Origin of the sequence: Deinococcus humi (assembly GCF_014201875.1) — a bacterium.
Lineage (GTDB): Bacteria > Deinococcota > Deinococci > Deinococcales > Deinococcaceae > Deinococcus > Deinococcus humi.
This window is the reverse complement of record NZ_JACHFL010000005.1, coordinates 163,369-190,156: the sequence shown is the minus strand read 5'-3', so window position 1 is coordinate 190,156 and position 26,788 is coordinate 163,369. Positions and strand designations below refer to the sequence as shown.

General features: G+C 65.2%; 21 protein-coding genes. 7 read left to right on the top strand and 14 right to left on the bottom strand.

Annotation, left to right across the window (positions count from 1 at the left end):
* Positions 1–24 precede the first annotated feature (24 nt).
* Positions 25–1,053, bottom strand: a complete 1,029-nt coding sequence (locus HNQ08_RS11770) for a PIN/TRAM domain-containing protein (RefSeq protein WP_184131988.1) — start codon at positions 1,051–1,053, stop codon at positions 25–27.
* Positions 1,054–1,131: 78 nt separating this feature from the next.
* A complete protein-coding gene (locus tag HNQ08_RS11765; RefSeq protein WP_184131984.1) occupies positions 1,132–2,508 on the bottom strand; it encodes an MFS transporter in 1,377 nt (458 codons plus the stop codon).
* Between the two features lie 217 nt (positions 2,509–2,725).
* On the opposite strand from HNQ08_RS11765, the gene HNQ08_RS11760 reads away from it, so the two are divergent.
* Entirely contained in the window at positions 2,726–3,634 is a 909-nt protein-coding gene (locus HNQ08_RS11760; protein WP_280527581.1) for an EamA family transporter, read from the top strand.
* Here the strand turns inward: HNQ08_RS11760 and HNQ08_RS11755 are convergent.
* Both HNQ08_RS11755 and HNQ08_RS11750 read right to left on the bottom strand, forming a co-directional pair.
* Positions 3,597–4,415 (bottom strand): hypothetical protein, encoded by an 819-nt coding sequence (locus HNQ08_RS11755; RefSeq protein ID WP_184131978.1) that lies wholly within the window; start codon positions 4,413–4,415, stop codon positions 3,597–3,599. The two genes, HNQ08_RS11760 and HNQ08_RS11755, sit on opposite strands and share 38 nt — an antisense overlap.
* The gene (locus tag HNQ08_RS11750; RefSeq protein WP_221284141.1) at positions 4,412–5,248 is read right to left on the bottom strand and encodes an ABC transporter permease subunit; all 837 of its coding nucleotides are present in this window, start codon (positions 5,246–5,248) and stop codon (positions 4,412–4,414) included. The genes HNQ08_RS11755 and HNQ08_RS11750 overlap by 4 nt, the downstream gene beginning before the upstream one ends.
* A 36-nt stretch (positions 5,249–5,284) precedes the next feature.
* Here HNQ08_RS11750 and HNQ08_RS11745 point away from each other — a divergent pair, with 36 nt between their 5' ends.
* A complete protein-coding gene (locus HNQ08_RS11745; RefSeq protein WP_184131972.1) occupies positions 5,285–6,070 on the top strand; it encodes a histidinol-phosphatase HisJ family protein in 786 nt (261 codons plus the stop codon).
* Between the two features lie 150 nt (positions 6,071–6,220).
* Here the strand turns inward: HNQ08_RS11745 and HNQ08_RS11740 are convergent, their stop codons facing one another.
* Positions 6,221–7,075, bottom strand: coding sequence for a VWA domain-containing protein (locus tag HNQ08_RS11740; RefSeq protein WP_184131969.1), 855 nt, complete (start codon positions 7,073–7,075; stop codon positions 6,221–6,223).
* A 498-nt stretch (positions 7,076–7,573) separates the two neighbouring features.
* Between HNQ08_RS11740 and HNQ08_RS11735 the strand changes: the two genes are divergently transcribed.
* Complete coding sequence (locus HNQ08_RS11735; RefSeq protein WP_184131967.1) at positions 7,574–9,280, top strand: DNA polymerase/3'-5' exonuclease PolX; 1,707 nt, start codon at positions 7,574–7,576, stop codon at positions 9,278–9,280.
* A gap of 24 nt (positions 9,281–9,304) precedes the next feature.
* On the opposite strand, the gene HNQ08_RS11730 is transcribed toward HNQ08_RS11735, so the two are convergent.
* Positions 9,305–9,871: a CAP domain-containing protein gene (locus tag HNQ08_RS11730; RefSeq protein ID WP_184131965.1), complete on the bottom strand. Its 567-nt coding sequence runs from the start codon at positions 9,869–9,871 to the stop codon at positions 9,305–9,307.
* Positions 9,872–10,062: 191 nt separating this feature from the next.
* On the bottom strand, positions 10,063–11,322 hold the full coding sequence (locus tag HNQ08_RS11725) for a tetratricopeptide repeat protein (protein ID WP_229789920.1): 1,260 nt from the start codon (positions 11,320–11,322) through the stop codon (positions 10,063–10,065).
* A 261-nt stretch (positions 11,323–11,583) separates the two neighbouring features.
* Here HNQ08_RS11725 and coaE point away from each other — a divergent pair, with 261 nt between their 5' ends.
* The gene (gene coaE / locus HNQ08_RS11720; protein ID WP_184131962.1) at positions 11,584–12,201 is read left to right on the top strand and encodes a dephospho-CoA kinase; all 618 of its coding nucleotides are present in this window, start codon (positions 11,584–11,586) and stop codon (positions 12,199–12,201) included.
* A 9-nt stretch (positions 12,202–12,210) separates the two neighbouring features.
* Here the strand turns inward: coaE and HNQ08_RS11715 are convergent, their stop codons facing one another.
* The 7 genes from HNQ08_RS11715 to HNQ08_RS11685 all read right to left on the bottom strand — a co-directional run bounded on the left by HNQ08_RS11715 (position 12,211) and on the right by HNQ08_RS11685 (position 23,329).
* The gene (locus HNQ08_RS11715; RefSeq protein ID WP_184131959.1) at positions 12,211–13,890 is read right to left on the bottom strand and encodes a CTP synthase; all 1,680 of its coding nucleotides are present in this window, start codon (positions 13,888–13,890) and stop codon (positions 12,211–12,213) included.
* Positions 13,891–14,137: 247 nt separating this feature from the next.
* Complete coding sequence (gene recD2 / locus HNQ08_RS11710; RefSeq protein ID WP_184131956.1) at positions 14,138–16,279, bottom strand: SF1B family DNA helicase RecD2; 2,142 nt, start codon at positions 16,277–16,279, stop codon at positions 14,138–14,140.
* Between the two features lie 70 nt (positions 16,280–16,349).
* Complete coding sequence (locus HNQ08_RS11705) at positions 16,350–17,195, bottom strand: endo alpha-1,4 polygalactosaminidase (RefSeq protein ID WP_184131953.1); 846 nt, start codon at positions 17,193–17,195, stop codon at positions 16,350–16,352.
* Between the two features lie 157 nt (positions 17,196–17,352).
* Entirely contained in the window at positions 17,353–18,264 is a 912-nt protein-coding gene (locus HNQ08_RS11700; protein ID WP_184131951.1) for an acyltransferase, read from the bottom strand.
* Between the two features lie 255 nt (positions 18,265–18,519).
* Complete coding sequence (locus HNQ08_RS11695; protein WP_184131948.1) at positions 18,520–19,695, bottom strand: hypothetical protein; 1,176 nt, start codon at positions 19,693–19,695, stop codon at positions 18,520–18,522.
* A 660-nt stretch (positions 19,696–20,355) separates the two neighbouring features.
* Entirely contained in the window at positions 20,356–21,567 is a 1,212-nt protein-coding gene (locus tag HNQ08_RS11690) for an acyl-CoA dehydrogenase family protein (protein WP_184131946.1), read from the bottom strand.
* A gap of 76 nt (positions 21,568–21,643) precedes the next feature.
* Complete coding sequence (locus HNQ08_RS11685; protein ID WP_184131944.1) at positions 21,644–23,329, bottom strand: acyl-CoA carboxylase subunit beta; 1,686 nt, start codon at positions 23,327–23,329, stop codon at positions 21,644–21,646.
* A 675-nt stretch (positions 23,330–24,004) separates the two neighbouring features.
* Between HNQ08_RS11685 and HNQ08_RS11680 the strand changes: the two genes are divergently transcribed.
* From HNQ08_RS11680 to HNQ08_RS11670, 3 genes are all read left to right on the top strand, one after another.
* Positions 24,005–25,204, top strand: a complete 1,200-nt coding sequence (locus HNQ08_RS11680) for an acyl-CoA dehydrogenase (RefSeq protein WP_280527572.1) — start codon at positions 24,005–24,007, stop codon at positions 25,202–25,204.
* A gap of 44 nt (positions 25,205–25,248) precedes the next feature.
* Positions 25,249–26,262, top strand: a complete 1,014-nt coding sequence (locus tag HNQ08_RS11675) for a potassium channel family protein (protein WP_221284140.1) — start codon at positions 25,249–25,251, stop codon at positions 26,260–26,262.
* Between the two features lie 63 nt (positions 26,263–26,325).
* Entirely contained in the window at positions 26,326–26,775 is a 450-nt protein-coding gene (locus HNQ08_RS11670; RefSeq protein WP_184131940.1) for a DUF4174 domain-containing protein, read from the top strand.
* Positions 26,776–26,788 lie beyond the last annotated feature (13 nt).

The following is a 26,788-nucleotide window of genomic DNA, read 5'->3' as shown; positions in this document are numbered from 1 at the left end:
GATGGCCGTCTGCTGGATGAGACTTTACGCCACTTCCCCTTCCCGCTCCAGCTTGGCGAAGATCATGCGGCCCACGTTGGTCTGCACGTTGTTGACCACCTGCACGCGGGCCTGCTTGCCGCGCAGTTTCAGACCGTCTTCCACCACCACCATCGTGCCGTCTTCCAGATAGCCGACGCCCTGGCCAGACTGCTGGCCGCCTTTGGTGATGGTGACGGCCAGCAGATCGCCCGCTTGCACCTGTGGTTTGAGGGCCACCGCCGCCGCGTTGACGCTCAGGACCGTGACATCGTGCAGGCGGGCGATCTTGCCCAGGTTGCCGTCGTTGGTCACGATCTGGCCGCCGGTCTCACGGGCCAGCCGGATCAGTTTGTCGTCCACGGTCTTCAGGGCCGCGTCGTCCCAGTCCTCGATTCGGATGGGCCGCAGCTCGCGCAACTCTTCCAATAGGCCCAGACCGCGTTTGCCCCGGATGCGCTTTTGCGCGTCTCCACTGTCGGCAAGCAGTTGCAACTCGCGCAGGATGAACCCCGGCACCACCAGTTCGCCTTCCAGAAACCCGGCCCGCACCAGTTCAAGGATGCGTCCGTCGATGATCACGTTGCTGTCCAGCAGCTTGCTGCCGCTGCGGCGGCGCACCTGCGGAAAGGCCAGCATCCCGAAAGCCTCGGCGTGGCCCACCGCAAAATTCACGAAGAAGACCGCCAGCACCACCGTGATCAGCAGGTTCCAGAACCAGTTGAAGAAGGGCAGGCTCTGGAGCAGGCTGCTTAACAGCACGCTCAGCAGCAGGGCCACGATCAGGCCGAAGGTGGCGGCGGCCACCGTGCGCGGCGACAGGCCCGCGTACCAGCGCAAGAAGCGGGTTACGCTGCCAGTCAGCAGACGTTCGGCGCGCGGCGCGAACAGCAGCGCGATCAGACTGCCCGCCAGCATCAGGCTGAGGGTATTGACCCGGCTCAGGTCCGTGGGCTGTGCTGAGGCCAGCGCCTGCCCCCCCAACCAGCCCAGCAGCAATCCCACCAACATGACGAACAGACGAACGGCCAGCACGCTCCATAGTGTAGCGGTTGCTGGAATGTGAATCGGGCAAAGAGCGGGATTGGCGGGCGCCCACAGCTCCCGGCGTCTTCAGCCTCCGCCCTGCGCTGCCTCCGCCACCACTTTTGGGCCGTCTTCCACGCGCCGCATCACCGGATTGAGCAGTTGTGCCGCCGCCACGCCTGCCAGGAGCAGACCAGCGGCAATAGCGACGCTGCCGCTGGCATAACGGGCGGCCAGCAGTCCGGCCAGCGCCGTGCTCAGGGGAGAAGTAAATTGCGCGATCAGCCGGCGCACGCTGAAGACCCGGCCCTGCATGGCGGGCGGCACCTGCGACTGCCAGATGCTCTGCGAATGGGCGTTCATGGCCGGAGTGGTCAGGCCCATGATGAGCAGCGCGGCGCAGGCCCCCAGCACCGTGGCGCTGAAGCCGAAGGCCGCCAGTGCCAGTCCGGACACGATCATGGGCACCAGCACGCCCAGCACCCGTTGCGTTTTCAGGCCGCCCCACACGCTGATGAACACGCCGCCCAGCACGCCGCCGACGCTCTGGGTGACGGTGAGGGTGGCGAGTGCCGCCGTCAGGGAACTGCCGCGCGCCTGCCAGTCAGCGGCTAGCCCGAACTTGACGATCAACGGCTCCAGCACGCCCAGGCCGCTGCTGCACAGGTTGGCGACGGCGAAGGTCAGTAGCAGCATGAGCAACGGTTTGCGGCTGCCGATGAACTTCCAGCCGAAGGTCATGTCCTCCTTAAACGAGCGCGGCTGGCTGCGGTCCGTCACCTCCTGCGGGGATGGCACATGCAGGCGTGAGAGCACTGCCGCCGCCAGCACAAAGGTCAGGCCATCTACCGCGTAGGCAAAGGGCACACCGTCGCGCAGGCCCGAGAGCCAGGTGGGCAGGGCCTCGGTCTTTCTCAGCAACGCGGGCACGCCGATCAGGAGGGCGGCCACCGCTGGCCCCACCAGCCCGGCCAGGCTCCAGATGGTCTGCATCATGCCGTTGGCGCGCGGCAGGCGCTCGCGCGGCACCAGCGTGGTGTAACTGGCGTCGAAGGCCGAACCGTGGAAGGTGGACACCAGGCCCATCAGGCCGGCAGTCAGCACCAGCGCCCACAGCGGGGCGGCGGGCAGCAGCAGCAGGCCCAGCACACTGAAGGTCAGGAGGGCGCCCAGCAGGTCCGCGCCCAGCATGATCCGGCGGCGGTCGTGGCGGTCCGTCCATGTTCCGGCCAGCGGCGCGCTCAGGGTGGCCGCCAGCCCCCAGGCCAGCGCCGTGGCCGACAGGGCCAGCGCCAGTTGGGGCTTTTGCTCAGCCAGCGGAAAGCGCGTGGTGGTCAGGTAGATGTTGAAGGCGAAGCCCGCCACCGCCGAACCCAGCACGCTCAGCGCCTGCGAACTCCACAACCACACGAAGGTGCGCCAGCCATCCGGCGCGGGTAGGGCACTCTGGGCAGGAGTGGTCATGTGCCGTCCAGTGTATGGCGCTGACAGAACAGGGAAAATACGCCATCTGGCGGGTTCGGCAGCGTATCGCGGGCTTTCTCCACAGAAGGGATCTGGGGCCAGAGCAGCGCCGTCTGCATCCCGCATCGGGGGACGCCGGCCCGCACTCCAGGATTACACTCCGGAGCGTGATGTCTCAGTGACCGTTGCCGCGCCTTCCAACGCCGTGAACCCGGATTTGCCCCTCGGGAGGCGTGGGCTGCTGCTGGCGCTGATGATCACCGTGATCTGGGGCCTGAACTTCGTGGTCATCAAGTGGTCCGTGAACGACGCTCCGCCGCTGATGGTGGCGGCCCTGCGCTTTGCGGTGGCGGCGATTCCGGCGGTGTTCTTCGTCAAGCGGCCCGCCGTGCCCGCCCGGATTCTGTGGGGCTACGGGCTGGCCGTGGGCGTAGTGCAGTTCGGGCTGCTATACCTGGCGATTGCGCTGGGCCTGAATGCGGGTCTGGCCTCGCTGCTGATGCAGATTCAGGCTTTTTTCACGGCGCTGCTGGCTGCCGCTTTCCTGCGCGAGCGCATTCAGCCGTGGCAGGGGACGGGCATCGCGCTGGCCTTTGCGGGCATGGCGGTCATCGGGTTGCTGTCGGGCGGACAGGTCAGCCTGCTGGGGCTGGGCCTGACGCTGCTGGCTGCACTGGGCTGGGCGGTCAGCAACCTGCTGGTGCGGGCGTCGGGCGGCGCAAACGTCTTTTCACTGGTGGTCTGGAGCAGCCTGATCGCCCCCATTCCACTGGCGCTGCTGTCGGGGGTGGTCAGCGGCTGGGACACGGTGGTCCACACGCTGCTGCATGGTGGCTGGGAGCTGTGGGCCGCCGTACTGTACATGGGGCTGGCGAACACGGTGCTGGGCTTCGGGGTGTGGTCCCTGCTGATCCAGCGCCACGGGGCCGCGCGCGTCGCGCCGCTATCGTTGCTGGTCCCGGTCTTCGGCCTGCTGTCCAGCGCCCTCCTGTACCATGAGGTCTTTCCGCCAGGGAAGGTGGCGGGCGCGGCGTTGATCGCCGTGGGGCTGCTGCTGCACGTGTTCGGGCGGCGGGTCTGGCCCGGGTTTAAGCGCGCGGCGCGGCCCGCCGGGCCACATCCTTGAGGGCCAGCGACAGGCCGATCAGCAGCAGGACCGGCCACACCAGCTGTTCGGGGGTGTCCAGCCATGTCCAGCGGAAGAAGCTGATCAGTTGCCCCAGATCGGCGTTCAGCGGCAGCGCCAGGACGTCTTGGCTGCGGTCATTGCCGTCAGTGAAGGCGACGCTCAGCACGGGCTGATCGTGAAAGCCCAGCGCGCCCAGTTCCATCAGCCATACGAACACGCTGCTCAGGACGGTGGCCAGGACGGCAGGGAGCGCTGGGCGCAGGTGCGGCCACAGGTGCCGGGTCAGGAGGTGACGCGGCGCGGCGCCCAGGGCCAGTGCGCCCTCCACGAAGGGCTCTCGCAGCACCGCCCCGGCGCGCACCGCCACCAGCCGCGCTGTCAGCAGCGCCACGCCCAGCGCCAGCACCAGCCGGAAGGCATCCCGTCCCAGCAGCAACACCAGCGCCAGCAGCACCATGACCTCTCCCGGCAGCATGATCCGGGGCCGCCATGCCAGCCACAGCCCCAACGCCAGGCCCGGCAGCACGCCCACGGCCAGCACGCTCAGCGACACCAGCAGCGAACGCGCCAGCCCACGCTGTAACAGACACACGGCGTCGCGGCCCGCCCGGTCAGTCCCCAGCGGGGCCAGTGGATGGCCCGCCCGCAGCGGCGGAATGAGCAGGGCCGGTGTGTTTGCGGCGGAGGTCATCAGTTCCTGGATGATCGGTCTCACCGGACATTCGGTGCGTGGGGCCAGCAGCGCCAGCAACAGCAGGGGCAGTAGCAGCCATCTCACGCTCCCGCCTGCCCGTCCGATCCCCCAGTGCGCGGGCGGGGGTCAAGGCGTGCGGCCAGCGTGCGGCCAATCCACCCGTAGACCAGCGAAAGTGCCAGCAGGGCCGCCAGCGCGGCCGAAAGGGTCTGGACCCGCACGGTCCCGCCCTGCGCCCCCGCGAAGGTGCCTTGCAAGGCCACGTACACCTCGTTGCCCACTCCAGGAAACTGAAGCAGCCCCTCGATCACCGCCAGGGACAGCGCCAGTCCCAGCACGTCTCCGGCCAGGCCCGTCGCACGTTCGGGCAGAGCCACGCGGGTGGCGCGGCGCAGCACGGCGCGCTCCGGCAAGCCCATCGCGCGCGCCACGCGGCTGTGCTCGGCGGCCAGCGCCTCCCCGGTGGCCTGCCGGGTCAGCAGGGCAGCGCGGGCGGCGGCTGGCAGTGCCAGCGCGGTCATGATCAGCGCCAGCATCAGCGGGGACCACGGCGTGAGCGGAAAATTCAGGCCGCGCGGCACGGTCACGGCCAGCCCCGCGCCCACCCCGGCCACCAGCAGTAGAAAGGGGGGCAGCCCCTCCAGCACCCACAGCGCGGGCCGCGCCACCCGTCCGAGCAGCGTCGCCAGTCCCCAGGCCAGCGCCAGCCCGCCCAGCAGATACGTGCCGCTCAGCAGAGCCAGCGGCAGCGTCTGGCCCAGCACCTCCGGCCTGAGAATGCTCAGCAGTTGCGCCGGGTAGTCGGCCAGGCGTTGCTGCAAGGGGAGCTGGCGTTGCAGGCCCAGCAGCAGCACAGCGTGAAGCAGCAGGAACGGGGCCAGCAGTTCCAGCGGGCGGCTTCCCGAACCCGTTCGCACAGCCCCCAGTATGAACCGCTCCGCTACCCTGTTTCCATGCCCCCCCGCCTCTTCGATTCCCATCTGCACACCCCGCTGTGTGGCCACGCGACGGGTGCCCCACGCGAATATGCCCAGGCTGCCCTGAACGCGGGCCTGGCAGGTCTGTGCTTCACCGATCACTCCCCGATGCCCACGTGGTACGACGCGCCATGGCGCATGCGGCTGAACCAGCTTCAGGAGTACGTGGACGCGGTCCGCGCCGTGCAGGCAGAATTCGCCGGACGCCTGGAGGTCCGGCTGGGGCTGGAAGCCGACTTTCATCCTGGCACCGAGCGCTTCGTGGAACAGCTGCTGGCCGCCTTCGAGTGGGACTATGTGATCGGCAGCGTCCATTACCTGGGCGCGTGGGGCTTCGACAATCCCGAATACGTGGCCGAGTACGAAGCGCGTGATCTGGGGGGCCTTTACGGCGACTATTACACGCTGATCGAGGGGGCGGCCCGGTCCGGCCTGTTCGACAGCATCGGCCACCTGGACCTGCCCAAGAAGTTCGGACACCGCGATCCCGGCGGCGTGGCGGCGTTGCAGGCGCTGGACGTGATTGCAGAGACTGGACTGGCGCTGGACTTCAACACGGCGGGCTGGCGCAAGCCAGTGGCCGAGGCCTATCCCGCGCCGGACCTGGTGGGAGAGGCGGTGAGGCGCGGCATTCCTTTTGTCCTGGGCAGCGACGCCCACAAACCGGAGGAGGTGGGGCACCGGTTCGCGGAGGCGGCCACCCTGCTCGGGGAAATGGGCGGAACAATCGTGACGTATGCGGGCCGGGTGCGGCTTGGATGAAAGCGGGAGGAAGGGCCGACTCCCCGGGGAATTCAGGAATTTTCGCCACCCGCGGGCAAGGTCTGCGTGTTCCCGACTTCGTGCAAACAGGCAGGGCCAGGAAGGCTAAATGGTGAGCGCCTTCCCCGCCCGATCTGTGAAGTGGGCTGCCTAGCGAACCGTCAGGCTGAAGGGAACATTGAGCTGAGCGTCTGCCTTGCCGCTGGCCGCGATGGTGAAGCTGATCTTGCCCGTCACAGTGGTGCCAGTTGCAGGTTTGACAGTGAAGTTCAGTTGCAAACAGCCCTGGGCATTGACTGCGTTGAACACGTTGTCGAAGTACGCGGTGAGCTGTGCGGCGTCACTGGCCTTCTGAAACAGGCCCCCCGTCTGACTGGCAATGTTCTCCAGTTCGGTGAAGTCCAGGTAGTCTTCCGCGTCCAGGCCAATAGCGAAGACCCTCACGCCACTCTGCTTGGCCCTGGCAATCACGTCGCTCAGCGGCGTGCCACTGGAATTGTCCTCACCATCGGTCAGGACCAGAATGCTCTTGTTGGCCCCGGTCTTGCCGGTGAGCAGCGTGTTGGCATCGTTGATGGCGTCGTAAAGCGGCGTCCCTCCTCCATCGAAGGTGGCCTGGGCTACCGCCGTTCTCAGGAGGGTCTTGTCACTGGTGAAGTCCTGCCAGACATGCGCAGCGTCGAGTCCATTGGTCGGCGTGGTGGCAGTGTCGAACGACAGCACGGTGGCCTGATCGCTGACTGTCATTCTGTCGACGAAGGACAGCGCCGCTCCCTTGCGCAGCGCGCTGGGGTCATTGTCGGCCATGCTACCGGTGCTGTCGAGCGCGATGGCTGCGGTCAGCACGTCCTGGGATTGAATCTGGCCACAGACCTGCACGGTGGCGCTCCCGGCGCTGAGCTCACTGAGTGTGGGCGTACTGATCGTGCCTGTGCGAACGACCGTCTTCGAGGCGTCCAGCGCGCTCACTCCCAGTTGATAGGTACTGGCATCAATAATGCGCACGCCGTTCACAGTGGCGCTGCTTGCTGCGGGCGCAGTGGGCTGAGTCGGCGTAGAACCTCCTCCACAGGCCGATAGAATGAGAGGAAGCGTGAGTGCTGAGAACATAAGCTGCCGAGCCGACGTATAAAGATCTTTCACTTGATCCCTCCCGGAATTCGGTGGAACGCATTTGAGAAGCCGCCCTCACTGCCCCTGGAGTACGGTTGGACCGCCCGCAGGCAGCGCTCCTGAACGGATCTGCCGGAGGGCCTCAGGTGGCGCCGTACGTCTGAACTGTGTGATTTATTATATATATTTTCGGCTCTGCGTTTTGAGATCTGTCAGTGGCGTGCCTGTAGCGGCTGAGCCCTACTGTCTGCAGCGGCAGGGAACTCTAAGGCGCGGTGGCTGACAATCTCAGCCCTCTCGAGACTTCACGAAGAAGCGGGGGAGAGGATAAAGGCTGCCTAAGTCTTTTTTCCGATGGGGTCATCTGGACAAACGCTCTAAGCTGACCTTGTGTCTGACCTGACCCGCAAGTCCCTGGTTTACGCCCTGAACTCCACCGCCGACCTGCTGGACCTGCTGGGTGAGGAAGCTTTCCGTGCCCAGGCGTACCGCAGCGCCGCCCGCAGTCTGGAGGGGCTGGAGGCCGAGGTGTCCGAACTGGCGGCCAGCGGCTTTGCGGGCATTCCCAAGGTGGGCAAGAACATTGCGGCCGAGCTGGGAGCTTACCTGCAGACGGGCACTTTCGGTCCGCTAGAGGACGCCGCCAGCCAGATTCCCCCCGGCGTGCTGGGGCTGTTCCGGGTGCGTGGGCTGGGGCCGAAGAAGATCCGCGCCCTGTGGGACGCCGGATTCGATTCGCTTGAACGCCTGCGCGAGGGGGCGCAGGACGGCGGGGTGGCGGGGACCAAGGGCTTCGGCGCGAAGAGCGCGGCCACCATTCTGGAAGCCGTGGACTTCGCACTGGCCTCTCAGGAGCGCCAGAGCCTCAGCACCGGGCTGGACATCTCACAGGCGCTGGCAGGGTGGCTGGCCGATCTGGAGGGGCGTGTTTCCGGCGACGCGCGGCGCGGCCTGGACACCGTGCGGGTGGCCCGCGTGACGGTCACAGGCACGGCGGAGCAGGTGACGGCGCGGCTGTCAGGCATCGTGGAAGCCCTCGCCCCGGTGGATAAGAAGCCAATGCTGGCGGGCCGGGTGGACGGCGTGCCCGTGGAAATCGCCCACGCCTCCGCCGAGGCACGCGGCGCGCTTGATCTGATGATGGGCGGCAGTACGAGTTACCGCGAGGAACTGCGCGCGGAGGCCAGGACCAGGGGCTTCGATCTCAGTGGGCGCGGCCTGATGAGGGACGGGGTCATGATTCCCACACCGACCGAGCAGGACGTGACCGACGCCCTGGGCCTGCCGCTGCGTCCCGCCGAGTACCGCGAGCCGGAACATGACGGTATCTGGCAGACGCTGCCGCCACCGGAAGAACTGGTCACGGTGGGCGACCTGCGCGGCCTGCTGCACACCCATTCGGTCTGGTCCGACGGGGCGGCGACGGTGCGCGAGATGGTGGGGGCGGCGGTGGGGCAGGGCCAGGGCGGGCACTATCTGGGCACCGGGGACCACTCGCGCGCCGCCCATTACGCCAACGGCCTGAGCATCGAGCGCCTGCATGCCTATGTCGCCGAGATCCGGGCATTGCAGGCGGAAGGCCTGCCCGTGCTGGCGGGAGTGGAGGTGGACATTCTCGACGACGGCGCGCTGGATTATCCGGACGAGGAGCTTTCACAGCTGGACTACGTCGTTGCCAGCGTCCACAGCCTGTTCACGCTGGACGCGGTGCGGCAGACCGAACGGCTGGTTCGTGCCGTCTGGCACCCGCTGATCACGGTGCTGGGCCACCCCACGGGCCGCCTGCTGCTGCGTCGTCCCGGCTACGCCTTCGATCTGGACGCCGTGCTGGCCGCTTGCGAGGCCAATGGCACCGTGGTGGAGATCAACGCCAATGCCGCCCGACTGGACCTCGACTGGCGCGACGCCCTGCGCTGGCGCGAGCGGCTGACCTTCGCCATCAACACCGACGCCCACGTGCCCGGAGGTCTGTCCGATACCCGTTTCGGGGTGGCGGTGGCGCGCAAGGCCGGGCTGCGCCCCGATCAGGTGATTAACACGCTGGGTCAGACCGAGTTTCTGGCGTTTGTGAAGCAGCAGCGAGCGGCGCGGGGCTGAGCCGCCGGGGGACCTCCCAGTCTCCTAACGCGTGCCGAAGTCCTGCACCCAGTAGGCGTTGTAATCGCCACCCGTGCTGGGGGCGTAGCCGAAGCCCACTTCCTTGAAGGCCGGATTCATCAGCACCTCGCAGTGGCCTTTCGTGCTGGCCAGCCAGTCCGCCATCACCTCTGAGATCTGGGTCTCGCTGTAGCCCGCTGCGATGTTCTCGCCCACCGTACTCGAGCCAGTGTATCCAGCCTGTTTAGCGCGGTCCTGTGGCGTCCTGCCCTCTGGCGAGACGTGTGCAAAATAATTGCGCGTCGCCATGTCCTGGGCATGGGCACGGGCAGCGTTGCCCAGCAGGCCGTTCCAGACCAGCGCCGGGGCCGCAGCAAAATCCTTGCCCTGGCATTTGCGCGCCGTGGCGCGGGCTGCATTGACGGCCTGGAGCATCTGGGTTTCCGCAGTGCTGGGAGACGCACCCTCGGCAGGAGCCTGAGGACCACCGGGCCGGTCCACAGCGGGGGTGCCGCCACCGCAGGCGGTCAGCAGGGCGCAGGTCAGCAGCAGGCCGCCCAGTGGACGGGATGTGGATGGGGTTGTGTGCATGGGGAACTCCTTGGGAAGGGCTTTCGGGCGCGGGGATGCAGGGAACCCCAGGTTAGGCCACCGGACTTTGCCTGCGGGTGACAGTGGTTGGGATGAAGGTGCGCTTTGTCACTGGAGGGTATCTCCACTCTGGCGAACCAGAAGAGGGGCCACCTGCACCTGGCAGTGGCCCCCTTCAAGACGGTGATTCTCTAGCGCACGCGAGCCAGCCCGTCCTGCGCGGCCTTGTAAGACGGGCTGAGTTGCAGGGCACGCTCGTAATTGTCGCGGGCCTTCAGGCGGTCCGGGGCCACTGCGCCCGCGCCGCGCTCGTAACTCAGGCCCAGGTAGTACAGGTATTCAGGGGTCCGGCTGCCCAGCGTGGCGGCGCGGGTCAGCGAATCGCGCGCCCCTTTCAGGTCACCGACGTCCAGGCTCAGGCGGCCCAGGTAGTAGTAGAACTCGGGGTTGCGCAGCGGGTCCAGGTTCACGGCCTGGGTCAGCTGGGACTTGGCAGTGGCGCGGTCCCCGGCCAGGTAACTGACCACGCCGTACTGCCCCACCGCGTAGGCGTTGGTGGGGGCCAGCCGGGCGGCCTGGGCAGCCTCGGACTTGGCCGCGCCTACGTCGCCGTTCAGGGCCAGCAGCTTGGCGTAGTACGCGCGGTTGTAGGGATCACGCGGATCGGCGATCACTGCCTGCTGCAGGTAGTCGAGCGCAGCCTTGAGGTCTCCGGTGGCGTAATACATGTCGCCTAGGTTGAACAGCAGCACGCTGTTGTCGGGATTCAGGGTATTGGCCTGCTTGAACGCCTCGATGGCCTTGCCCGGATCGCCCTGAAGCTTGTACACGTAGCCCCGGTCATTGAAGATCCGGCTCAGACTGACCTCGCCCGGCTTGCCCGTCTGCGCCCTAGCAATGGCCTCGGCGTCGTCCAGCACCTTCAAGGCCGATGCCAGGTTGCCCACGAAGGACGCCGGATCGCCCGAGCCGATGTACTGCTGCACATATGCCTGCGACAGGTAGATGTACCCATTGAGGCTGCGGGGGTCGAGTTCCAGCGCCTTTTTCAGGGTGTCCAGCGCCGGGCCGAACAGCCGCAATTTGACCTGTGAGCGTCCTAGCCCCAGCAGCGCGTCCACATTCCTGGGGTCCAGTTCCGAGGCGGCGCGGAAAGCCACGTAGGCCTCGTCGTATTTGCCCTGCTCGTAGTTGAACACGCCCTGCGCCACGTAGTTGGCTGCCGGGATGGTGCGTGTCGTGGCGGGCGCGGGCTGCGCAGGAGCAGGCTGGGTGGGGGCAGGTTGGGCAGGTGCGGGTTGCGCTGGCGTGGGCTGGGCAGGCGGCGTCTGAACCGGCGCGGGTGGCTGGGCCGGGGCCGTCTGGTCCTGGGCCAGCGCGCGGCCTGGTGTGGCGGCCAGAAGTGTGGCGGCCAGAAACAGCAGGCCGGAAATGCTCATGCGTCGATTCACTCGAAAAACCTCCGTGGGTTGGCAATGGTGGGATGACCTGCACAGATCATACTGCGCCGGTCCCTTGACCCATCCAAAACCACGTCCTGACCGTCATGGGACACGTGCGGCATGATACGGGAGCGCTGGGCGCGTGGGGGTGAAGTGCCAGTGAGAGCGGCGGGAGAAAAAGCAGGGTAGGCTTGGAGGGCATCTCACCGCAGTGTCCGCCCCCAGTTTGACGCGGGGCTGACGGGCCGCCCGCCCCGTATAGTCACGGCCATGACCCACCCTGCCTCTTCCACGGCACTCCCCCGTCGACTGGGCCTGACCGGCAGCATCGGGGCGGGCAAGAGCACCGTGGCAGCCCTGCTGCGCGCCCGCGGCCTGACCGTGTTGGATGCCGACGCCCAGGCCCGGCTGGCCACCGAGGAACCGGAGACCCTGGCACACATTGAGACGGCCTTTCCCGGCACTGTCCGGAATGGTGTGCTGGACCGGCCCGCCCTGTCCGCTGTTGCCTTCGCTGATCCGGCCCAGCTGGCCGAGCTGAACGCCATCGTCCACCCGCGCGTGCGTGCCCGCATGACCGTGCTGGAGCTTCAGGCTGTCGCGGAGGGAGCGCAGTGGGTGGTGCAGGACATCCCCTTGCTCTTCGAGGGTGGCCTGGAGGCGGGCATGGACGCCGTGCTGGTGGTGGACGCCCCGCTGGAACAGCGTGTGGCGCGCGTGATGGAGCGCAGTGGGTTCTCAAGGGAGGAGGTGCTGGCCAGGGACGCCCGCCAGGCGCCCGCCGCCGAAAAACGGGAGAAGGCAGACTTCGTGATCGAGAACGGCGGGACCCTGGCCGAGCTGGCGGTTCAGGTGGACGCTGCGCTGGAGGCGCTAGGCATCGGCTGAACCCTCGGTTTAACTGCCCGAGCCTGTCAGATTCAACGCTGGTTCAACCCTGACGCCCTTGTGTGCCAGGGCCGCGGCGACGAACCCCGCGAAGGGCGGGCTGGGGCGCATCGGGCGGCTCTTGAATTCGGGATGGGCCTGCAGCGCCACGAAGAACGGATGACCGGGAATCTCGATGCTTTCCACCAGCCCCGCGCCCCGGCCCGCCACCCCCGGCGTGACGCCGCTGATGGTGAGGCCCGCATCCTGCAGGCGCTGCACGTAGCCAGGGTTGACCTCGAAGCGGTGGCGGTGACGCTCGCGCACGGTGCCGCCTTCGGGGACGCCGTACAGCTCAGCGATCTTCGTTCCCGCTCCCAGATCCATCGGCCAGTCGCCCAGACGCATGGTGCCGCCCAGCCCGGCGATTTCGAGTTGCTCGGGCATCAGGTCGATCACACGGTGGGGGGCGTACTCGTCAAATTCAGCGCTGTTGGCCCCGGAGAGGCCCGCCACGTTGCGGGCGTACTCGATCACGGCGATCTGCATGCCCAGGCAGATACCCAGGTACGGCACGCCGCCCTCGCGGGCGTACTGCGCGGCGTGAATCTTGCCCTCAATGCCCCGGATGCCGAAGCCGCCGGGCACCAGAATGCCGTCCACGTCCCCCAGTTGCGCTTCCAGTCCCCCTTCCTCACCGCTGGAACTGTCCAGTTCCTCCGCGTTGATCCACTTGATGTTCACGCGGGCGTCGTTGGCAATCCCGGCGTGGGTCAGCGACTCCAGCAGGCTCAGGTAGGCGTCGGGCATGGCGGTGTACTTGCCGGCCAGCGCAATGGTGACCGCGTGAGCGGGCTGCTTGATGGTCCGCACCGCGTTGGTCCACACGCCCAGATTGGGATGCACCCGTTCCAGTCCCAGCAGAGCTTCCACCGCCTTGCCCAGCCCCTGTTCCTCCAGCGTCAGGGGCACCTCATAGACGTGCGAGACATCGAAGCTGGAAAAGACCCGATTCTCGCGGACTGAGGTGAACAGGGCGATCTTGCGCGTGATCTCAGGGGGCAACTTTTCCTTGCTGCGGACCATCACGATGTCCGGGCTGATGCCCACCGAGCGTAGGGTGGCCACCGAGTGCTGCGTTGGCTTGGTCTTGAACTCGTTGGAGGTGCCCAGGTAGGGGACGAGGGTCAGGTGCAGGTACAGCACGTTCTCGTCGCCCTCGTCGAAGCGGAACTGCCGGATGGCCTCCAGGAAGGGCAGCGACTCGATGTCGCCCACGGTGCCGCCCACCTCGATCAGCACGATCTCCGCGCCCGCGTTCTCGCCGGCCACCTTGATCCGGCGTTTGATCTCGTCGGTGACGTGCGGAATGACTTGCACGGTCTGCGACAGGTAATCCCCGGCGCGCTCCTTGCGGATGACCTCCTGGTACACCTGCCCGGTCGTGATGTTGCTGCCCGGCGGAATGTCCAGATCCAGAAAACGCTCGTAATTGCCGATGTCCAGATCGGTTTCCGCGCCGGAAGCGGTCACGAAGACCTCGCCGTGCTCGTAGGGCCGCATGGTGCCCGCGTCGATATTGATGTAAGGGTCGATCTTGACCGCCGTGACTCGGTAACCGCGCGCCCGCAACAGCGCGCCCAGGCTGGCGCTCGCCACGCCTTTCCCCAGAGAACTGACCACGCCGCCCGTGACAAAGATGTACTTCATGGATTCTCCACTGTCCGAAAGCGCCTGGCCCCCGAACGCGGTTGAAAGCGGGGCCAAAAAAGAAAAACCGGGGCGCTCGGCCTCCGGGATTTCATGGTAGCACGTGCGCCCGGTGGCAGGACCGCGCCGGGCGCAGCTTGCCCGCAGCGTGTAGAGCCGTGGTGTCAGGTCAGGCGGCGCCTGTCAGAGCGGATTTTAGGGGCCTCCGGCGGGGACAGGGGAGGGGGCATATCATGCCTGCGTCCCTTCAGCGGCCCCGGACCCGCTCCAGCAGAGCGGTATTGCGTTGTTCGCGCTGCCGGCCTGCGGCCTTCTGCCACGCTGAGGCCGAACCCACTGCGAAGAAGCGTTCGCGCGCGCGGGTCAGGGCAGTGTAGGCCAGATTGCGAGACAACATGGGCATGTGCGCCTCGTGCAGCACGGTCAGGACGCTGTGCCATTCGCTGCCCTGGGCACGGTGGACCGTCAGGGCGTAGCCCAATTGCACGTTGAACAGCTCTGCGCCGGCCAGTTCCACGACATTGTTGTCGAAATCCACGGTCAGCCGTCCGCCCTCGGCCTTGAGCACCGTGCCCAGGGTACCGTTAAACACCTCGTTGGTGTAGTCGTTCTTGGTCTGCACCACGATGTCCCCGGCCCGCGCCTCGCCGTCCGAGATCTTCACGCCGCCCTCGCCGGGATTGAACAGCCCCTGCAGGTGGTAGTTCAGGTGTTCCATGCCCAGCGGTCCTCGGCGCATGGGCGTCAGGACCTGCACCTGCGTTGGCCCCCCCAGATCGCGCACCAGCAGCGCCACCCGCCGCGCGCCGCCCTCCGGATCCGCCTCGGTCAGATTCAGTCGGGGATCGCCCCATTGAGGCGCGGAGCCGTGCAGCAGATCATGGGCGGCGCGGATGATTGGATTCTGGGCGGCCTGGCGGTACACCGTTTTCAGCCGCACGGTAGGTGCAGTCTGCGTCAGCGCGTGTAGCGGCAGCCCGGCGTCCACCGGGGGCAACTGATCGGTGTCGCCCACCAGCAGCACCCGTGCGCCGGCGCCCACCGCCGACAGCAGCGAGAGCATCAGGCCGTCGCCACACATGCTCACCTCATCCACGATCAGCAGGTCATATGGCGCGGGCTCCAGATGGTTGTGCCGGAACCCGGCGGGACCGTAGCCCAGCAGCCGGTGAATGGTACTGGCATTGCGCCCCGTGACCTCCCCCAGCCGCCGCGCCGCCTTGCCGGTGGGCGCGCACAGGGCCACTTCCAGCCCCAGCTGTTCGGCCAGATCGGCCACCGCCCGCGTCGTGGTGCTCTTACCGGTGCCGGGGCCGCCGGTCAGTACCACCAGACGGTGTTCGGCCAGCAGGTCCAGCACCCCCGCCTGCTCGTCAGACAGGTCCTGAGCGGCGCCTTTCGGGACGATCCATTCGTCCCCACCCGGCGGCGTGGCGATCAGCGTGCGGATCAGCGAGGCCAGCTTTTTCTCGGCGCGCAGGATGTTCGGCAGGTAGATCCGGCTCTCGCTGCGCTCCTCTGCGCCCATTTCCTCCGCGAAGAGGGGAACCTCGTCGTCCGACAGGCGCCCCAGTTCCACCGCCGTCTCCACCGCCAGTTTGGCTTGTGCGGCACTGACGCGGGTGTAGTGCGCCACGCCGCGCTCGGCCCGGTGGCGCGGCAGAAAGGAATGCCCACCCTGCTGCGCGGCCTGTTGCAGCGCGTAGACGGCGGCGGCGGTCAGGCGGCGCGGATCGTCGCCCGCAATGCCCTGCGCGGTGGCCAGCTTGTCGGCGGTCAGGAAGCCGATGCCCTCCACCTCGGTCAGCGCATACAGATCGGCGGTCAGACGTTCCAGCGCCGCCTCTCCGAAGTGCTTGACGGCCCGCTGCGCCTGACTGATGCTTAGGCCCAGGCCCTGTAAGCCCGCCAGCAACCGCCGCTCCAGTCCCTGCTGGGACCAGCTGGTGACCATCTTGTGCAGCGTGCTTTGCGTGACTCCGGGCACCTGCAACAGCCGGTTGGGATCGCTCTCCAGCACGTCAAAGGTGGCGGGGCCGAACATGCCCGCGATGCGCCCGGCCAAGACCTTGCCGACGCCGCCCACGCGGGCCTCCAGATAAGCGGCCACCCCGGCCTCGGACAGATCGGCGGGCGCGGCCTCCAGGACCATGTTCAGCACGCGGTACTGGTAACCGTACTCGCGGTGTTCTTCCATCAGCACGTCGGCGCTGAAGGTATCCCCGGCGTCCAGCGGGGGCATCACGCCGATCACGGTGGCGTCGGGGTCCTCGCCGTCGTCGTTGACAATCCGGGCGGTCATCACGGTAAAGCCCGACTCGGCGCGGTAGCGCACGCGGTTAACCCCGCCGGTCACGCGGAAGGCCTCGGCGGGCGGCGAAAACGTCATAGGAAAAGAGTCTAACGCCGGGAGCAGGGCCAAGACTGCGGTGGTTGCACGCCGTCCGCCCATTACTAGATCAACACGCCACCCGTCGGTATTCCGCCTCATACCCGCCACGTAGGTAACGATCCTTAAACATGGAGTTGATGCCCAGGCGGTTGGCGTCCGCGCAGTTCAGAAACTTCTGTTTGTACTCCACGTTCAGGGCAGGTTTGCCACGTTTCACGTACTCGGCCAGGGGCGCGCACTCGCTGAACTCGTGACAGCTCTCATTCAGGATGCCATCGAACTTGTCCACCAGCCGCTGCCCGGTCCGGTCCCTGAGCAGGATCTTGTCGGGGCCGTTCTTCTGAAAGATCGCCAGACCCAGCGCGTGCGCCTCGTCGGCCAGCCAGCCGTTGAAATCCACCTGCTGCTGCGCGGTAATCACCCCGCCCGGCACATTCTCGTCGTTCTGAAGGTTGTCCGGCTCCACAGCGGCGAAGCCCCTGTCGCGGCACATGGTCAGCCGCTTTTTCAGGATATCGGCCAACACGGAACCGGGTCTGAACACGTCGCGCACGTCCACGAACGCCTCATCGGTCCAATCGGGGTCCACCCCCAGCTTCAGGCGGGCCGTGTAGCGCGCCGCATCGGGGCGGTAGGGTTCGTAACTCCCGGCATTGATGTAGCAGACCACATATAGACCCTGCTTCTTTAGCTGGGCAACGGTGGCCGCAGAGGTTTCGAAGCCGTCGAGATCAATCAGTTTGACCCCTGCCGGAAGGCTGACCAGCGCCGGTGTCTGCGCACCGATCTGCCAGTCCCAGCCGTACCGTCCGGCAGGGGGGGATTGGATTCGGGGAGCAGACAATCCAAGGCCGGATTCGCCGATCAATCCACACGTCACGGCAACGCTCAGAATCAGCCCCGTTCTTCTCACCCTCCCACCCTATCCCGTGCCGGGAAGCAAACCGACACTCCAGGCCCGTGAAGGGGAGTGTTATCGCGGTGAGGTCATCGGCAGTAGTCGGATCGAGGCCAGCGATGACGCGGCGCAAAACGGAATGAACGTTTCTAGACCAGAATGTGTCGCAGGGTCAGCGCTCGCCGACGACCAGCTGTGGAGCAGGCTGCAACTCGTCCGGCTTGCGGGTCTGGTTGGGGGTGGGATCGGGGAACTGGGGATTGGCCTTGCGGTCCGGGGTGCGGGGGTACGTCCGGGCGTCCACTTCAGTGCCACCCAGTGCGCCGGGTTCGCGCAGTTTCAGACGGGTGGTTCGGGCGGGCAGGCCCATGGCGATGCCGTGCGGCTCGATGTCACCGCGCAGCAGGGCATGGGTGGCCAGCAGAGCGTCGTCGCTCACTACGCTGCCGGCCAGCACCGTGCTGTGGTAAGTGATGCGTGCCCCACGCCCGATCACGGTGCGTCGCAGCGTCACGTCGGGGCCGTCCAGCACGCTGTGGGTGTGGCTGTAGATATTGACGTAATCGCTGACGCTGGCGTTGTCGTGCAGTTCGATCCCACCGATGTCATCCAGCAGCACGTGGCGGTGGACCACCACATCGTCGCCGACCTCCATGTTGTAGCCCACACTGAATTCCACATTCTGCCAGCACTTGAAGTCCCGGCCCACTCTCTTGAAGATGCGCCCGGCCAGGATGCGCCGCAGCGGAATGGCGATCACCGGATTCTGGCCCAGCGGGGTCTGGTCCAGCCCCTTCCACAGCCACAGCAGCGGCTTAACCCGCTCGAATTTTTCGGCATCGGTCGCCAGGTAGTATTCGGCCTCGAAGGTTACGTTGCGGGCATCCAGATTCAGGGCCGCGATGGGCGCGTCGCTCAGCAGGTCCGCGTAGCTGCGCCCATACATCGCCTGGGCCAGAATGTCACGCGCCAGCGCGTAACGGTCACATTCAGGATCGCTCAAACGCGCGTCCAGATCGCCCAGAAAGGCGGTGTAAGCGCTCTGAGCGTTCTCTGCAATATTTACCGGTTTGAGCCAAGTCACGTCCGATACTGTACCTGCATACTGTGAAAAGTAAAGTGGGGAGATACCTGCCTTGAACTGTTCGCAACGCTTCCATGTGGAGGCCCTTTACGTCGTTGAGCGCCGTGGTCGATCAGTGACGCAGTGTCTCGTCTACAGTGCACATCCACCCGGTGGAAAGGCTGAACTCCGCCCAGACGGCCCCCGGTCTCAGGCTGGTGTCGGAGAGGGACTTCCACGTGCCCTCAGCACGGCGGTCCCTGCCGCCGTGCGCTCTCAATTGCCCAGACCAATAACCGATTGCCGAGGACCGACAATCACCTTGGCATCGCGCAGTTTGCTCTGCCACAGCACCAGTTCTCCGCGCTCGGTTTCGCCGGTGATGGCGGTAGGCCACGAACGGTTGTTGCGGCAGACGCTGCGCGTGGCACTGGTGCAATCAGGCGTCCAGAGGTTGTTGTACCAGGTGTTGCCGTTGCTGCGAAAGCGGGTCCAGCCGATCAGGTTGTCCTGAATGGAATTGTTGAAGAAGGTGGGAGGTGACTGGCGCGCGCCACCCTGAATGTCCCACATGTAGATCCCGACATTCGCCGTGGGGATGATTTCGCCGCCCGGCAGGCGGCCTGTAGACAGGATGCGGTTCTGCCAGACGTGCTGATCGTGTCCCCCGGCAATGGCAACCCCCTGGTTGGAGGTGTTGATGATCTGGTTGCGGTAGACCTCGATGTAGCCACTCGAGACCGACAGATCCTTTTGACTGCCGTCGCCGAGCATGATGCCGCCGCCGGAGTAGGCCTTGTCGTTCACTGGATCGACTGCGTAAGCCCCATGGATATAGTTGTTGTGAATCCGGATGGGACTGTCCGGCGTGCCGCTGGTCTCATACAGGTTGATGTTCTCCTCCGGGGCGCTCTTGCCGGGCTGATTGACCACTTCGTTCCAGGCAATCTCGATATTGGGCACCCGCACGACATGATTGAACTGAACAGCCTGCACGTTGTATCGGCTGCCAGTGGTGCGGCCAGTGCGGTCGACGTAACGCCCATCGACATCCTGGACCTTATTGCGCAGAATCTTGATGGTCTGGCCCTTGGCCGCGTCTCCCTGAAACCTGTTGACGTACATGCCGGACGTACCCTGCATGAAGTTGTTCTCGGCCCGCAGGTTGAAGACGAACTCGACCGCCAGGAAGCGGCCCGGAAAAGCGTGATCGGCCAGCGGATTCATGCCGTAGCCACGGGTATTGCGTACCGTCAGGTCGACGTTGAAGCCACGGATCAGGTCGCCACGCCCCCGAAGATTGGAGTTCTCGATAATGACGGGCTCCCGCGTCTTGATGGTGACGGCTGGAATCCTGGGATTCAGGCTTTGCCAGTTCCCACGGTAGGTTCCCCCCTTGGTAATAACCAGTGGCCCGCTATAAGCAGTCCCCGTTCCTGCAGTCTCAGGCACGTTCGATGTTGACACAGCCAGAGCGGTGAAGCTCAGCCCTAGCGCCCATGTTGCCGCCACTCCGAAACCTCTGGAAGCTCGCTTCACGTTGTTTACCTCAATCTAATCTTAATCGGTCTTATGACCTAGATGGATTAATGACTGTCGGTCAGTGGGACTTGGATCTTGGAGGCCTGATCGTCGATTGCTCAGCCTGGGGGTGAAGATACATTTCTTGACACAAAAGCGGTCCACATACAGGCGTCAGTTATCAACTAGTCGCTTCCTTGCTACGTCTAGTTGAACCATAGGTACTGAAATTTGAAGGCTGCAAACGTTTTGCAAAGTCCTCGGATTACCATTGCGCGCTGAGATTACTATATCTAAATGCATCTTTCTTATCAGATTTGACGGCAGAATTAATGCCTTTAATATTATTTTCCTTGCATTGAGAGCTAGAAGTGGATAAGATACATACTTAAGTACTGATTTGACTTGCCGTAATTTGTAAAATCTCGATCCCATCTTGAAATTTGAGGCCACATTTGAGATGCAAATCGTCGCTGGTGAGTATACTTTCCACTCCATTGCCTGTTCATCAGATCCCACACGGCAACTGCTATATGAATAGGGCGGGGCGGAGCGTGTCGAACGCTCCGCCCCGCCAGTCCCCGGCTGTCTTCAGTCCGCGAAGCGCTTCAACACGTCCCGGCTGATCACCAAACGCTGCACCTCGTCCGTGCCTTCGCCGATGCGGGTCAAGCGGTTGTCGCGCCAGAAGCGCTCGACGGGGTACTCCTTGACGTAGCCGTAGCCGCCCAACATCTGAATGGCCTCGTCACAGGCCTCAACGCCCACGGTGGTGGCGAACAGCTTGGCACGGGCGACGGGCGTGGTGAAGTTCTCGCCCGCATCCTTGAGGTCGGCGGCCTTGCGAATCAGCAAGCGGGCGGCTTCCAGCTTGGTGTCCATGTCCGCCAGCCGGAAGGAGATGTCTTGGTTGTAGGCGATCGGCTTCCCAAACTGCTCGCGGCCCAGCGTGTACTTCGCTGCGAACTCAAAGGCGGCGCGGCCCAGGCCCAGGCCCATGGCGGCGATGCCTACACGCCCTCCGTCCAGCACCTTCATCACGTCCTTGAAGGCGTTGCCGCGCTCACCTAGCAGGGCGTCGGCAGGCAGGTGGATGTCCTCGAAGATCAGTTGTGCGGTGTCGCTGCTCCTCAGTCCCAGCTTATCTTCCTTGCGCCCAATGCTGAAGCCCTGAACCTCGTCGCGGTTGAACACGAAGGCGCTGATGCCGTCATTCTTGCCCTTGCCCTCGCGGGGGGCGTCGGTGCGCGCCAGGATGACGTAGGTGCCGCCCACGCTGCCCTGCGTGATGAAGTTCTTGGAGCCGTTGAGAATCCAGCTGCCGTCAGCCTGCTCCACCGCTCTGGTCTGAAGGCCGCCGCTGTCGCTGCCACTGCCTGGCTCAGTCAGGCCCCAGGCACCCAGCTTGGTGGCGCTGGCGAGATCGGGCAGAAATTTCTGCTTTTGCTCCTCGGTGCCGCCAATCAGGATGTGACCCTGGCACAGCGAGTTGTGGCTGGCGACGGTCAGGCACAGCGAACCGTCCACCGCCGCGATTTCCTCAATGATCATGGCAAAGGTGGCGGTGTCCAGAGCTGACCCGCCGTATGCCTCGGGCGTCTGAGCGCCCATGATGCCCATCTCGCCCAGTTCCTTGACGATTTGCATGGGGAATTCGCTCGTCTGGTCACGTTCGGCAGCGCCCGGCTCCACCTTGTTCTTGAGGAAAGACTTCAGGGCGCTGACGATGGTCCGCTGATCGTCGTTCATGGGCTGGACGTTGGGGCTGGCGGACTGGGTGGTGCGATCAAGGGTGCTGGTCATGGGTGTTACCTCCGGGAAGATCTGGCGGGCTTAGGGGTGGGTTCTGGGCGTCTTCAAGATTCGAGCACTGGTTTTCCTAAACCTGGAACACACCCACCCGCAATTCGTCCTGCTGCGGATTGCCCGCGCAGGCCTCCAGGGCGCGGATCAGGCGGTCACGGGTGTCGTTGGGCAGGATGATCTCGTCCACCCACAGGCGGGCGGCGGCGTAGCGGGGATCAAGCTCGGTGTCGTACTTGGACTTGACCTCGTCGTACAGGCTTTGCAGTTCCTCGTCGTCGGGTTCGTGTCCGGCACGTTTGAGGGCCGCGAGTTGAATGTCGAGTAGGGTCTTGGCCGCCGCATTGCCGCTCATCACGGCGTATTTGGCACTCGGCCAGGCGAAGATAAAACGCGGGCCAAACGCCTTGCCGTTCATGGCGTAGTTGCCCGCGCCGAAGGAGCCGCCCGTAATGATGGTGATTTTGGGGACCACGCTGTTGCTCACGGCATTGACCAGCTTGGCGCCCCGGCGGATGATGCCCTCCTGCTCGGAGTCGCGGCCCACCATGAAGCCAGTCACATCAGACAGGAAAACGAGGGGAACACCGGCCTGATTGGCGTCTAGGATGAAGCGGGCCGCCTTATCGGCGGAGTCGCCGTAAATTACGCCGCCCACCTCGATGCGGGTCTTCAATCCCGGCTCGCCGCCCGACTTGAGCTTCTTCTTGATCACAGTGCGCTGATTGGCGACGAAAGCCACCGGATAGCCGCCCAACCGCGAGAAGCCGCAGACGATGGTCTCGCCGTATTCGGGCTTGAACTCGTGGAACTCACCGCCATCGGTGATGGCAGTGATCAGGTCGCGCACGTCGTAGGTCTTGCCGCTTTCGAAGCCCACCAACTCGGTCAGGTCACGGCCCGATGCCTCTCTGACCGCTGCACGCCGTCTGGCCCACGGCGCAACGTCACCCTGAGCGTACAGGTCGGCCAGCGCCCGCACCCGTTGAATGGCCGCTTCGTCGTCCGGCTCCTTGTAATCCACGGTTCCAGCAATTGCGGCATGCATGGCGGCCCCACCCAGTTCCTCGGAGTCCACCACCTGCCCAATTGCGGCGCGTACCAGTGCGGGCCCGGCCAGATACAGGCCCGAACCCTCGGTCATGATTAGGGTGTCACACATCACGGGCAGGTAAGCGCCGCCCGCCACGCAATTGCCCATGATCGCGGCAATCTGCGGAATGCCGCGCGCGCTCATGCGGGCATTCAGGTAGAACACGCGCCCGAAGTCGTCCTGATCGGGGAAGATCTCATCCTGCATGGGCAGGTAGACGCCCGCCGAGTCCACCAGGTAGATCAGCGGCAGGTGGTTTTCCAGGGCGATGGTCTGCGCCCGGATGACCTTCTTGGCCGTGATGGGGAAGAAGGCCCCCGCCTTCACGGTGGCGTCGTTGGCGATGATCATCCAGGGGCGGCCCGCCACGGTCCCGATGCCCGTGACCACACCGCCGCTGGGACAGCCGCCCACATCGGTGTACATCTCCCACCCGGCGAAGGTCATCAGTTCGTCGAAAGGGGTGCCATCGTCAGTCAGGCTGGCGATACGTTCGCGGGCGGTCAGACGGTTTTTCTCGTGCTGCCGGGCCTGCGCCTTTGCGCCGCCTCCTGCATGAACCTTGTCCTGATCCGCCTGAAGGCGTGACAGGGCGTCAGCCCAAGCGGAACTGCTTGCTGTTGGTCTGGCGGAAGACTGCGCCGGGGCGCTGGTGTCGGTGTCGGTCATCTGTAGCGCACAGTCTAACAAACGGTTGTTAGGGTGTGGCGCAAGGAGAGGCACAGTCTGCGGGGTCCGGACAAGGTACCGGAAAAGCACTCGAGCCGTTGCACGGGCCAATGCGCGGTGCAACTGTGAGAAACGTCGATCTCAAACCTTAAAATAGAAATAAAGTTCTCTCCAAGAGGCGTGTTGCAGAAAACCTGCTGAGCGCGATGGGCTCCCCTAACTATTGATGAAATCGAACGGGGGCGAGCGTCATAAAAGGTCTTCTACCGTCTGAGCTGCTCCGCTCACTCTTTTAGACTGGAGGAGAGTATTCAGGAGCTCCACAGCGGACTCTTTTCAATGATTGTTACGTGTCCAGGTGATCAGGTACAACATGCGATCCTGACCATCTTCTATTTCGACGTGATCTTCCAGGAACTCGGCCACGGTATACCTGTAACTCTCCTGAGAAACCGATTGAGTGGCGTGGTACTTCTCGAAACAGTCGACTTTCTCCATACTATTTGCATAAGCTTCCACAGGGAGTGAGACACATCAATTAAGTAAGAGCGGATCGATACAAAACATGACAGCATTGTTGAAGACGTCTGAGAATACAATTCTTGATCAAGGACAGATGATGCCCTCGTCAGCCTAACGGGCGTTTGGCCCGGGCCCCACTTGGTAAACTGAAGCATGACCGTTACCGACGCGCCCGTTCCCGCCGAGAGCGGGATGGTCAGTGGCATGGGTTTCGCCCTGAGCGATGACAGCCGCATGATCCTGCAACACGTCCGTGATTTCTGCCGCTCCGAGATCGCGCCGTACGCTGCCGAATATGACCGTAGCGGTGAATTTCCCCACCAGCAGTTGCGCGGGCTGGCCGAGATGGGTCTGCTGGGGGCCACCGTGCCGGAAGAGTGGGGTGGCGCGGCCCTGGACAGCGTGACCTACGCTCTGTGCCTGGAAGAGATCTCGGCGGCGGACGCCAGCGTGGGCGTGATCGTCAGCGTGCAGAATGGCCTGCCCGAACAGATGATCCTGCGCTACGGCAGCGACATCCAGCGTGAGAAATACCTGAAACCCCTCGCCAGTGGGGAAAGGATCGGCGCGTTCTGCCTGACCGAGGCCAGCGCCGGCAGTGACGCCGCCAGCCTGCGTCTGAAAGCCAGCCGCGACGGCGACGGCTGGGTGCTGGACGGGGCTAAAGCCTGGATTACCAGCGGGGGTCAGGCCGAGACGTACCTTGTTATGGCCCGTACTGGCGGTCCCGGCGCGCGCGGCGTGAGCTGCTTTATCGTCGAAAAGGGCATGGAGGGCCTGGGCTTCGGCAAGCCGGAGGAAAAGCTGGGGCTGCACGCCGCGCATACCACCACCGTGACCTTCGATAGCGTCCGCGTACCCACTGCGAACATGGTGGGCGAGGAAGGTCAGGGGTTGATCGTGGCCCTCGCCAGCTTGGACGCCGGGCGCATCGGGATTGCCATGCAGGCCATCGGGATTGCCCGCGCCGCGCTGGAACATGCCAGCAGGTACGCCAACGAGCGCGAGCAGTTTGGGAAGAAGCTGCGCGAGTTTGAGGGCGTGTCGTTCAAGATTGCCCGGATGGCCGCGCGCATCGAGAGTGCGCGCCTGGTGGCGCTGAAGGCCGCGTGGCTCAAGGATCAGGGGGTTCCGTACGGCAAGGAGGCCAGCATGGCCAAGCTGCTGGCCTCCGAGGCGGCGGTGGACTGTGCCCGCGACGCCATCCAGATCTTTGGAGGCAACGGCTACAGCCGCGATTACCCGGTGGAACGCCTGTTCCGCGACGCCAAGGTGACCGAGATCTACGAGGGCACCTCCGAGATTCAGCAACTGGTGATCAGCCGGGCTGTGTTCGCGGAACTGGAAGGCTGAGCGGCTTTCCCCGGAGTTGAGCCCCCCGTGCCGGTGATGGAGTGATGGACACCGTGCGGCAGCTGTTGTGGCTACCCGGCGCTGCCCTGGTGTTGGCCGTCCTGCTCGACGCCCTGCTGTCGGGGCTGCAGGCTGGCGAGGGCACCCTGAGCCGCTGGATTCATCGCCCAGTCTATGCCGCGGTTCAATGGCTGGCTCGCGTCACCCGCCGCCGTTCAGTGCTGGCCTGGAGCACGCTGGCGCTGATCTCGGTGACGTTGAACATCTGGACGGCGCTGTTATGGCTGGGCTGGGGTCTGGTGTTCTGGGCGTGGCCTGGGGCACTGGAAGTGGCCAAAACAGGACAGCCCGCCAGCTTCGGCGAGGTGATGTATTTCGTGGGCTATAGCATCAGCACGCTGGGCCTTGGGGACATCATCGCCACCGATACCCTGTGGCGGGTGCTGACGGATGTCACGGCCATTTCGGGCTTCTTTCTGCTGACCTTCGCCATCACCTTCATTGTTCCGGTCTCCCAGGCGCGGAGCGCCCGTCGTCAGTTCGCCCTGCTGTTGTACCGCGCCGGCCCCGATGCTCAGACGCTCGTCGTGGACGCTGCGCGGGGGTATCCGGATGGCCTCCAGGGGCTGCTGGACGATCTGCACACCCAGCTCAATACGCTCGACGCCCAGCACCTCAGCACACCCAACCTGCACCGCTTCCACGAGCATGAGCAGCGGCAGGCCCTGGACGCCGCCCTGCCCAAGCTGGGCGAGGCCCTGCTGATCATTGGCGGCGCGCTGGACATGGACCCTCCACGGGGCCTGCGCCGCAGCCTGGACAGCGTGGACAGCCTGACCCGTTCGTATGGGCGCGTTCACAGTGGCCCGGACGCTTCCGTTCCGCCGCCCCCTGATCTGCGACCGCTAGCGGAGGCGGGGCTGTCCCTGCGTCCCGCCGCCGAATTTGCCGCTTACCTGCAGGATCATCACACCCTGCGCCGCCGACTGCATGACATGGCCCAGTCCGGTGGCTGGCGCTGGGACGAGGTGGCGCAAATTGAGACCTCCGGGCGCTGAAGTCTGCTGGAGTCTTGAGGGCGCCGCCATCCCCGTCCCATCCCCACCCGCCACACTCTAGGAATGGCCGCACTGAAACCCCTGGCCGCCGCTGTCGCCCTGAGCGCCGGGCTGGCGGACGCCGCACCGTTTACCCTCCAGACCCCGCAGGGTCAGTCGTGGTCACTCTCCAGCGTGCTGGGCAGGGAACGCATCCTGATCGTCAGCAACCCGCCCGCCGCTTATCTGGCCGAGGTGCGCCGACAGGACACCGATCTGCAGGTGCGTGATCTGCGGGTGGTGGCGTTGCTGCCGCCTGGCGACGCCCGGCTGAACGGCCCCCAGAGTCTGATGCTGACGCTGCTGGCCGATCCTGGTGGCAAGGTGGGCGCGCAGTATGGCCGGGCCGCGTTGATCGGCAAGGACACAGGTATCAAGGCGCGGTACCAGACCTTCCCGGTCCTGAATACGGTGGCCGCGCTGATCGACACCATGCCCATGCGGCGCCAGGAGCGGCGCGAACGTGGGCGTTAGAAGATTTGCGTTC

Excerpts from the sequence above, each read along its gene's own strand:
- HNQ08_RS11745 (WP_184131972.1), top strand. The coding sequence starts at position 5,285 with ATGCCCCCCCGCCTCTTCGATTCCCATCTGCACACCCCGCTGTGTGGC.
- recD2 (WP_184131956.1), bottom strand. The coding sequence starts at position 16,279 with ATGACGTTTTCGCCGCCCGCCGAGGCCTTCCGCGTGACCGGCGGGGTT.
- HNQ08_RS11690 (WP_184131946.1), bottom strand. The coding sequence starts at position 21,567 with ATGACCAGCACCCTTGATCGCACCACCCAGTCCGCCAGCCCCAACGTC.
- HNQ08_RS11730 (WP_184131965.1), bottom strand. The coding sequence starts at position 9,871 with ATGCACACAACCCCATCCACATCCCGTCCACTGGGCGGCCTGCTGCTG.
- HNQ08_RS11680 (WP_280527572.1), top strand. The coding sequence starts at position 24,005 with ATGACCGTTACCGACGCGCCCGTTCCCGCCGAGAGCGGGATGGTCAGT.
- HNQ08_RS11765 (WP_184131984.1), bottom strand. The coding sequence starts at position 2,508 with ATGACCACTCCTGCCCAGAGTGCCCTACCCGCGCCGGATGGCTGGCGC.
- HNQ08_RS11715 (WP_184131959.1), bottom strand. The coding sequence starts at position 13,890 with ATGAAGTACATCTTTGTCACGGGCGGCGTGGTCAGTTCTCTGGGGAAA.
- coaE (WP_184131962.1), top strand. The coding sequence starts at position 11,584 with ATGACCCACCCTGCCTCTTCCACGGCACTCCCCCGTCGACTGGGCCTG.
- HNQ08_RS11670 (WP_184131940.1), top strand. The coding sequence starts at position 26,326 with ATGGCCGCACTGAAACCCCTGGCCGCCGCTGTCGCCCTGAGCGCCGGG.
- HNQ08_RS11685 (WP_184131944.1), bottom strand. The coding sequence starts at position 23,329 with ATGACCGACACCGACACCAGCGCCCCGGCGCAGTCTTCCGCCAGACCA.
- HNQ08_RS11675 (WP_221284140.1), top strand. The coding sequence starts at position 25,249 with ATGGACACCGTGCGGCAGCTGTTGTGGCTACCCGGCGCTGCCCTGGTG.